We start from the raw sequence: 2698 nt of genomic DNA on the forward strand, positions 1-2698 counted from the left end.
TGGTGCGGTGGGGTGACAGATCTGTATGTGGCGTCCGGTAGCGGCGTCGATGGCGCGGCCGGGCAAGGGGGGCGGGCGATCGTCGTGGTCGGGGTCCTGGTCGCCGGCTGTTTCCTGCTCCTGGTCGATGCGTTCGACGAGTTCGTCGAGATGCGCGAGGAGCTCGTCGGGCGGCAGGTCCAGCGAGGAGAAGTTGTGGACGGCGGTGCGCATGCGGCCCATGGTGGCGGCGGCGTGCAGGCCCTGGCCGACCACGTCACCGACGACGAGGGCGACGCGGGCGCCGGGCAGGGCGATGACGTCGAACCAGTCGCCGCTGGCGCCGGTGTTCGCGGGCAGATAGCGGTGGGCGGACTCCACGGCACTGAGTTCGGGCGTGGCGCCGGGCAGCAGACTGCGCTGCAGGGTGTGCGCCAGGGTGTGTTCGCGGGTGTAACGGCGGGCGTTGTCGATGCACAGCGCCGCTCTGGCGGCCAGTTCGGCGGCCAGGGTCAGATCCTCGTCCGTGAAGGGCCTGCTGCCCGCTCCCTGCCAGAGGTTGACCACACCCATCTGGACGCCGCGGGCCTTGAGCGGAATGGTGATCAGGGAGTGCATGCCGAAGTCCATGACCGCTTGGGTGCGGGCCGGGTCCTGGGTGTGCCAGCGGTCGTCGGCGTGCAGGTCGGCCACCAGGGTGGGGTTGCCGCTGACGAACTCGCGGGCCTGCGGGCTGGGCGCGGGGTAGGAGACCAGTTCCCCCAGGGGATACAGCGGATGGTCGTCCCGGACGCCGCGGCGGGCGACACGGCGTACGGTCACCTCGTCCATCCACTCCGGCCGGGGCTCGTCCCCCCGCAGGACCGGCTCGCACAGGTCGACGGTGGCGTAGTCGGCGAGCCGGCCCACGGCCAGGTCCGCCAGTTCCCCGGCGGTGCGCCGCACATCCAGGGTGGTGCCGATGGCCATGCCGGCGTCGTAGAGGAGGCTGAGCCGGCCGCGGGCGATGTCGGCCGTGCCGGCGAGCGTGGTCAGTTCGGTGGTGTCGCGCAGGGTGGCCACGCTGCCGGGCGGGCCGCCGTGCGCCCCGGTGGGCCGGTGGTTGACCGCCAGGACGCGCCCGCCGACGGGCACCACCTCGTCGTTCGCGGTGCGCCCCGAGGCCAGCAGGTCGGCGATCGGGCCCTCCAGCCCGACTGACCGGACCGTGCGGCCCTCGGCGTCGGCCGGCAGGTGGAGCAGGCGCCGGGCCTCGTCGTTGACCAGCAGAAGGCGGCCGGACGCGGCCACGATGACCACGCCCTCGCGTACGGCGTGCAGGACGGCGTCGTGGTGCTCGTACATGCGGGTCATCTCGGCCGGGCCGAGACCGTGGGTCTGGCGACGCAGCCGTCTGCCCACCGCGGCGGTGCCCGCGGTGGCCACCAGGAGGGCCAGGGTGCCGGCTGCCGCGACCACGCGCAGCTGGTGGCGGACCTCCTCGCTGACCTCGCCGACCGACAGCCCGGCCGACACCATGCCGACGACCGCGCCCGTCTCGTCGCGCACGGGCACGACCACCTGCACCAGCTCCCCGATGTCCCCGCGCAGCCGCTCGGTGACGGCTTGCCCGGTGTGCGCGGGGGCCAGGGAGCCGACGAACCGCTGGCCGATCAGCGCGGGCACGGGGTGGGTGTAGCGGATGCCGTCCCGGTTCATCACCACGATGAAGTCCACGTGCCCGGTCCGCCGCGCCGCCTCGGCCGCCGGTTGCAGTACGGCGGTGGCATCCGCTGATCTCAGCGCCGCGGGCAGGCCCGGGGCGTGCGCGAAGGCCTCCGCGGCGGCCAGGGAACGCTTCTCGATCTCCTCCAGGCGGGTGCTGCGTGCCTGCAGCACCGCGGCCAGCCCCGCCGCGACCACGAGCACCACCACGAGCAGCACCTGCAGGGCGAACATCTGCCCGGCCACGCTGCGCAGGGCGGCCACCGGGCCTGTGCGGCGCCCCGAACGCCGCCCCGGGGGCCGGGCGGCGGAGCGACGGCCCGCCCCACGGGAACGAAGCGAGGAAAACAGCGGCATGGGTCGTGTCTATACGGTGCCGCCGATCACGCAGGGGCACCACGCCGCACCGCCGCGGCCCGGGCACCCGGGGGCGGTGCGGTGCGGCGTGGGTGAACCCCGCCGGGTGGCGGGGGTGATTACCGGCGCCGGGCGGATAGGGCGCGGGGGATCGATCTGAGAACTTATTGGTGTGCCCGGGAGAAACGCCCGGGACTAACACCAAGAAGAATCCACCAAGAAGAATCCAGCGAAAAAACTCGCCAAGAAAAACTCACGTCAGGAGAGAAAAATGATCGAGACGCGCAAGACCTCCGCTGTTGTCGCCGGCCCGGTGCTCGCTCTGGACATCAAGGAGCTGGAGTCGCTGGACGCGCCGTGGACCTGGCAGGACGCCGGACGGGTCATCGGCAACGTCTCCCAGGGACTGGGCTGGGCCAAGGCCGGTGTCGACTTCGTCGGCGGCGTCATCAACACCTAAAACAAGTGGGGCAGCAAGGGCTGAGCGGTGAAATTCCGCACGCCGGGGTCCGGCGTCGCAGCGGCGCCGGACCCCGCGTAAAGGAATCCTTACCGAATTCCCAATTCCCAAAACATATCCTCGACCGCCCAAGTATTCGTTCAATTCAGCAGACTCCCGCCCCGACCCGTCCGGGGTCCGGTGCCCCGGGCACCGGAC

The 2698-nt window shown here is 72.0% G+C and carries 2 protein-coding genes; one reads left to right on the plus strand and one right to left on the minus strand.

All coding sequences use genetic code 11. The features are described 5' to 3' along the window. On the minus strand, positions 1-1917 hold a 1917-nt coding region (locus ACSNOD_RS30320; protein ID WP_436770290.1), incomplete at its 3' end, for a SpoIIE family protein phosphatase. A 394-nt stretch (positions 1918-2311) separates the two neighbouring features. Between ACSNOD_RS30320 and ACSNOD_RS30325 the strand changes: the two genes are divergently transcribed. Continuing rightward, complete coding sequence (locus tag ACSNOD_RS30325) at positions 2312-2500, plus strand: hypothetical protein (protein ID WP_436770289.1); 189 nt, start codon at positions 2312-2314, stop codon at positions 2498-2500. The last annotated feature ends 198 nt before the right edge of the window (positions 2501-2698 follow it).

The sequence above is a fragment of the Streptomyces sp. URMC 123 genome (assembly GCF_051386515.1).
Classification (GTDB): domain Bacteria; phylum Actinomycetota; class Actinomycetes; order Streptomycetales; family Streptomycetaceae; genus Streptomyces.

What these genes read in the sequence shown, in the direction of transcription:
- ACSNOD_RS30325 (WP_436770289.1), top strand. Translation starts at nt 2,312, where the DNA reads ATGATCGAGACGCGCAAGACCTCCGCTGTTGTCGCCGGCCCGGTGCTC.